The organism is Acidovorax sp. KPB24-07, from assembly GCF_057543315.1.
In genome coordinates this window covers 1-5,402 of record NZ_BAAJYS010000245.1, presented here as the reverse complement: position 1 = coordinate 5,402, position 5,402 = coordinate 1, and the positions used below count along the sequence as shown (strand labels likewise).

General features: G+C 68.5%; 6 protein-coding genes and 1 tRNA gene. 4 read left to right on the top strand and 3 right to left on the bottom strand.

Annotated features, from left to right (window positions below):
- On the top strand, positions 1 to 730 hold a 730-nt coding region (locus AC27IQ_RS18385; RefSeq protein ID WP_487090321.1), incomplete at its 5' end, for an MFS transporter.
- Positions 731 to 790: 60 nt separating this feature from the next.
- On the top strand, positions 791 to 1,558 hold the full coding sequence (locus AC27IQ_RS18380) for a class II glutamine amidotransferase (RefSeq protein ID WP_284413330.1): 768 nt from the start codon (positions 791 to 793) through the stop codon (positions 1,556 to 1,558).
- Between the two features lie 24 nt (positions 1,559 to 1,582).
- Here the strand turns inward: AC27IQ_RS18380 and AC27IQ_RS18375 are convergent, their stop codons facing one another.
- Complete coding sequence (locus AC27IQ_RS18375; RefSeq protein ID WP_272565744.1) at positions 1,583 to 1,735, bottom strand: hypothetical protein; 153 nt, start codon at positions 1,733 to 1,735, stop codon at positions 1,583 to 1,585.
- Positions 1,736 to 1,936: 201 nt separating this feature from the next.
- Here AC27IQ_RS18375 and AC27IQ_RS18370 point away from each other — a divergent pair, with 201 nt between their 5' ends.
- Entirely contained in the window at positions 1,937 to 3,016 is a 1,080-nt protein-coding gene (locus AC27IQ_RS18370; protein WP_284406666.1) for a YihY/virulence factor BrkB family protein, read from the top strand.
- 86 nt (positions 3,017 to 3,102) lie between these two features.
- Here the strand turns inward: AC27IQ_RS18370 and AC27IQ_RS18365 are convergent.
- Both AC27IQ_RS18365 and AC27IQ_RS18360 read right to left on the bottom strand, forming a co-directional pair.
- Positions 3,103 to 3,178, bottom strand: a tRNA-Arg gene (locus AC27IQ_RS18365).
- Positions 3,179 to 3,211: 33 nt separating this feature from the next.
- Positions 3,212 to 3,904 (bottom strand): TetR family transcriptional regulator, encoded by a 693-nt coding sequence (locus AC27IQ_RS18360; RefSeq protein ID WP_284394426.1) that lies wholly within the window; start codon positions 3,902 to 3,904, stop codon positions 3,212 to 3,214.
- Positions 3,905 to 4,119: 215 nt separating this feature from the next.
- Between AC27IQ_RS18360 and AC27IQ_RS18355 the strand changes: the two genes are divergently transcribed.
- A partial coding sequence (locus AC27IQ_RS18355; RefSeq protein WP_487090320.1) for an efflux RND transporter periplasmic adaptor subunit occupies positions 4,120 to 5,402 on the top strand: 1,283 nt, incomplete at its 3' end.

The window sequence follows — 5,402 nt, the reverse complement described above, 5'->3', positions numbered from 1 at the left end:
GCTGCTGGCGGCCTTCGCGGCCCTGGCCGTCTTCATCGCGTGGCAGCGCCGGCAACTGGCGCGCGGCGCCACGCCGCTCATGGACCTGCGCCTCTTCGAATACCGGCAGTTCGCCATGGGCAGCATCGTGGCCTTCATCTACGGCACGGCGCTCTTCGGCTCCACCTACCTGCTGCCGGTGTTCATGCAGCTGGGCCTGCAGCTGTCGGCCTCGCACGTGGGCACCATCATGCTGCCGGCCGGCATCGTGCTGGCCATCACCATTCCCATCGTGGGCCGGCTGGCCGACCGGCACCCCACGCACTGGCTGGTGGGCACGGGCCTGGCGCTGCTGGCGATCTCGTTCGCGCTCATGGTGCTGGTCGATCTGACCAGCGGGCTGTGGATGCTGGTGGTGTTCGCGGTGCTGGGGCGCATCGGGCTCGGGTTCATCCTGCCCTCGCTCAACCTGGGGGCCATGCGGCCGCTGGCCAAGCCGCTCATCGCGCAGGGCTCCAGCGCCATCAGCTTCGTGCGCATGCTGGGCGGCGCAGCCGGCGTGAGCCTGTGCGGGATCGTGCTCGAATGGCGCATCGCCGCGCATGGCGACTCGCTGCAGAACGCGGTCAGCAGCCCGGCGCGCATCGCCGCCTTCGGCGAAACCTTCCTGCTGCTCACCGGCCTGTGCCTGCTGGCGCTGGTGGCCGCGTGGCAGCTGCGCGCGCCCAAGACCGCGGCGCCGGGCCGCTGAACCCGATCCCGTCCCTGGCCTTCCGCCCTTCGTCCTTTTCTTTCTTTTCTCCCAAAGCCCATGTGCCAGTTGCTCGGAATGAATGCCAACACGCCGACCGACGTGACGTTCAGCTTCACGGGGTTCGCGCAGCGTGCCGGCAACACGGCGGACCATTCCGACGGCTGGGGCATCGCGTTCTTCGAAGACAAGGGCCTGCGCCATTTCGTGGACCACCAACGCGCGGTGGATTCGCCCGTGGCCGAGCTGATCCGCCGCTACCCCATCCAGAGCCGCAACGTCATCGCCCACATCCGCAAGGCCACGCAGGGCAGCGTCTCGCTGCAGAACTGCCACCCGTTCGTGCGCGAGCTGTGGGGCCGGTACTGGGTGTTCGCGCACAACGGCGACCTCAAGGACTTCCGCCCGCGGCTGCATTCGCACTTCCACCCCGTGGGCACGACGGACAGCGAACATGCCTTCTGCTGGATCATGCAGGAGCTGGCCAAGTCCCACGCGGGCGTGCCCAGCATTCCGGAGCTGACCATCACCCTGCGCGAACTGGCCGCGCGCATCGCCCCACACGGCACGTTCAACTTCCTGCTGTCGAACGGCCAGGCGCTGTGGGCGCATGCCTCCACGCAGCTCTACTACATCGAGCGGCGCCACCCTTTCTCGCAGGCACGCCTGTGCGACGAAGACCTGCGCATCGATTTTTCCGCCCACACCACGCCGCAGGACCGCGTGGCCGTCGTCGTGACCGCGCCGCTCACCAGCGACGAGCAGTGGACCGCTTTCCAGAGCGGCGAGTTGCGGGTGTTCGTGGATGGGGCCTGCGTCACGCCGTAGCGCGCTGGCACGGCGGGCGTGGCATCAGCCCAGCGGTTTCCACACGGGCGGTTCGGGGTCGGGATAGAACGGCACGCCGCCCCGCCCCGCCGGCTTGAACATCGCCTCCCGCTGGCGCTGGCGCTTAATCTCCCGGGGCTTGGCTTTATCGGAACACTGGCGGTGCGAACGGGACATGCACAGACCTCGCAAAGGTTCTGGGAATGACCGGATTACCGCACCGCCCGCGGCCGCCCCCGTGTGGGACGGCGCCCTCGCGCTGCATCGGACGGGCTCCCCGTGGGGAACGAACGGGACCGGCGAAGGGCGCTTCCGGCCCCCTCCTACAGCCTGCGGCAATGCGATTGGTTACACCAGAGGCCTGACCCCGGAACCGCAATGAACGCCTCGACCCTTTTTCGACTCGCCAAGAAATCCTGCCAGGCCTGGCTCGACGACTACGCCCCCAGCATGGGGGCCGCCATCTCCTACTACACCGCGTTCTCCATTGCGCCGCTGCTCGTCATCGTGATCTCCATCGCCGGTGCCGTGTTCGGCCAGGACGCGGTGCGCGGCACCATCGAAGGACAGATCTCCGGCCTGGTGGGGCGCGACGGCGCGCTCGCCATCCAGGGCCTCATCAAGAGCGCCCGCGAGCCCACAGAAGGCATCATCGCCAGCACCATCAGCCTAGTGCTGCTGGGCATCGGCGCGACCACGGTGTTCGGCGAGATCCAGAGCGCGCTCGACCGCATCTGGCACGTGCCGGAGCCCGCCAAGCCGAGCGGCATCTGGGGCCTGCTGCGCGCGCGCTTCCTGTCGTTCGGGCTGATCCTGGGCCTGGCCTTCCTGCTCATGGCCTCGCTCACCGTCAGCGCGGCGGTGGCGGCGGCGGGCACCTGGCTCGGCGCGCTGATGCCGGGCTGGGAGCTGATGCTGATGGGCATCAACACCCTGCTGTCGATGAGCATCAGCTGCGTGCTGTTCGCGATGATCTTCAAGTTCATGCCCTCGGTGCCGATCGCCTGGCGCGACGTGTGGGTGGGCGCTGCGGTGACCGCCGTGCTGTTCGAGGTGGGCAAGGTGCTGATCGGCCTGTATGTGGGCAAGGCGGGCCTGAGCTCGACCTATGCCGCCGCCGGCGCCATCGCGGTCGTGCTGATCTGGGTGTATTACGCCGCGCAGATCTTCCTGCTGGGCGCGGAATTCACCAAGGTGTATGCGGCCGAGCACGGCTCGCATGCCGCCGCCCCCGAGGCCTTGCTCGACCCGGTCGAGCCCCGCAAGGGCGGGGCCGACGCCAACTCGGCGCTCACGCCCGTCACGCCTTTGCCCGCGCCCGCCATGCAAGCGGCTCCGGCAGCGCCCTTGTCCACCGGCGCCCTGGCCACCACCGTGGCCCTGCTGGCCGCGCGCGTGGCGCTGTCGTTGTGGCTGGAACGGCGTGAAAAGCGCGATGCGTTGCGCAGGCGCCGCTAATGCGGGGATAACGCCGGACGCGAATCGGAAGGAATGGAAAAAGAGGGAGAACCCAGTGCGTTGTCCGGCACTGCGGCGATCATCGATGGTGCGGCTGGCGGGGATCGAACCCACGACCCTTGGCTTCGGAGGCCAATACTCTATCCACTGAGCTACAGCCGCACAGCGGGCCATTGCGGCCCGATCAGTCGGCGATTATGGCACGGCCCTCGCGGCGTGCGGGCACACGTCCCGCAAAGAGCAATCCTGCAGCCAGTCCGGCAACGGGGGCAGCTCCAGGCCCAGCCCGCGCAGGTAGGCGTCCACCGAGGCACGCCCGGTCGCCGGGAGGTCGAAATTGGCGCGGTTCAGGATCCAGCCCTGCAGCAGCCCTTCGAAGATCGCCTGCAGGGCGATGGCCGCGATCTGCGGGGGCATGGGCAGCTGCACCTTCTGGCTTTCGGCGGCCAGGCGCAGGTCGTTGGCAAGCTGCTCGCGGAAGGCGCCGCAGGCGGCGATGTGCCGGTCGCGCACGCCCGCCAATTCCTCGACGTATTCCACCCGGAAGAAAGCGATCTCGAAGACACGCTGCATGCGCTGGTCCTGCGCCAGGTTGCGCAGCACCAGGTCGATTACGCCGCGCATGCGCTGCAGCGGCGCCATGTCTTCGTTGCTCTCGCATTCGCCATTGGCGCGCTCCAGCGGCAGGGTGACGCGCTCCATCATCGCGTTGAACAGATCGACCTTGTCCTTGAAGTGCCAGTAGATGGCGCCCCGCGTGGCGCCGGCGGCCTGCGCGATCTCGTTGAGCGACGCGTGCGACACACCCTTCTGGTAAAAGACCTGCTCGGCCGCATCCAGCAAACTATTGCGTGTCGCAACGGCGTCTTCTTTGGTGCGTCGGGCCATGGGGCATGTCTCCTTTTGTGTTCGATGTCCGCGTTTTTCTGGCATTGCCCACCCCGTGGAAAGGGCGGCGCCAGCGCTCCGCAGCAATTATACATTCATGTTTGTATGTATAATCGCGCACCGAATTCAAGGGCCATCTGCTTGGTTGATGCCGATCAAAGACATCTCCGTGCCTGCATGGCCTTTTCAATCAGCGCATTTCCGGAAGGACTTTCATGCTTCGCCTCAGTGACGATCTTGGCGTTTCCGCTGCCGCCCTCCACCCCGCACGCCGGGTCGTGGCCCTTTGCCTCAGCCTGGTCGCCGCCACCGTCCTGGTGGCCTGCGGCAAGAGCGAAGCCCCGGCCCAGGCCGGTGGCGGCGCCCCTCCCCCGCCCCAGGTGGGCGTGGTCACCGTGGCGCCCGGCGACGTGGGCCTCGTGACCGAACTGCCCGGCCGGCTGGAGGCCTCCCGCGTCGCCGAAGTGCGTGCACGGGCCGCGGGCATCCTGCAAAAACGCCTGTTCACCGAAGGCAGCGACGTGAAGGCTGGGCAAAAGCTCTTCGCCATCGACGACGCGCCTTACCGGGCTTCGCTGGAAAGCGCCCGGGCGAGCGTGGCGCAGGCCGATGCCAACGTGGCACAGACCCGCGCGCTGGCCGAGCGCTACAAGCCGCTCGTGGCCGTCAACGCGATCAGCAAGCAGGAATACGACAACGCCGTCGCCTCGCAAAAGACTGCCGAGGCCAACCTCGCCGCCGCCCGCGCCTCCGTGACCACGGCACAGATCAACGTGGGCTACGCGGCCGTGACCGCCCCCATTTCCGGCCGCATCGGCCGCGCGCTGGTGACCGAAGGCGCGCTGGTGGGCCAGGGCTCGGCCACCGAGCTGGCGGTCATCCAGCAGATCGACCCGCTGTACGTGAACTTCACACAGTCCGCCTCCGAAGCGCTCAAGCTCAAGGCGGGCCTGGCCAGCGGCAAGTACAAGCAGGCCGGCAAGGGCTCGGCCAGCGTGAGCGTCGTGCTGGAAGACGGCAGCCTCTATCCCCAGACCGGCAAGCTGCTCTTCACCGACCTGACGGTGGACCCGACCAGCGGCCAGGTCACGCTGCGCGCCGAGATCCCCAACACCGACCGCCAGCTGCTGCCAGGGCTCTACGTGCGCGTGCGCCTGGAGCAGGCCCAGGTGGCCGGCGGCGTGCTGCTGCCGCAGCAGGCCGTGACCCGCTCGGCCAAGGGCGACACCGTGATGGTGGTGGGCGCGGACAACCACCTCACGCCGCGCCCCATCAAGCTCGGGCCGGCCCAGGGCACGAACTGGGTGGTGCTGGAAGGCCTGCAGACGGGCGAAAAGGTCATGGTGGACGGCTTCCAGAAGCTGCCGCGCGGCAAGCCCGGCGATCCGATCGTGGTGCAGCCCGTGGCCTGGCAGGCCGGCGGCGCTGGCGCCGCGGCGCCCGGTGCGCCCGCCTCTGCGGCGACTCCCGCTGCGTCCGCCGCTTCCGCTGCCGCCCC

Excerpts from the sequence above, each read along its gene's own strand:
- AC27IQ_RS18360 (WP_284394426.1), bottom strand. The coding sequence starts at position 3,904 with ATGGCCCGACGCACCAAAGAAGACGCCGTTGCGACACGCAATAGTTTG.
- AC27IQ_RS18380 (WP_284413330.1), top strand. The coding sequence starts at position 791 with ATGTGCCAGTTGCTCGGAATGAATGCCAACACGCCGACCGACGTGACG.
- AC27IQ_RS18375 (WP_272565744.1), bottom strand. The coding sequence starts at position 1,735 with ATGTCCCGTTCGCACCGCCAGTGTTCCGATAAAGCCAAGCCCCGGGAG.
- AC27IQ_RS18370 (WP_284406666.1), top strand. The coding sequence starts at position 1,937 with ATGAACGCCTCGACCCTTTTTCGACTCGCCAAGAAATCCTGCCAGGCC.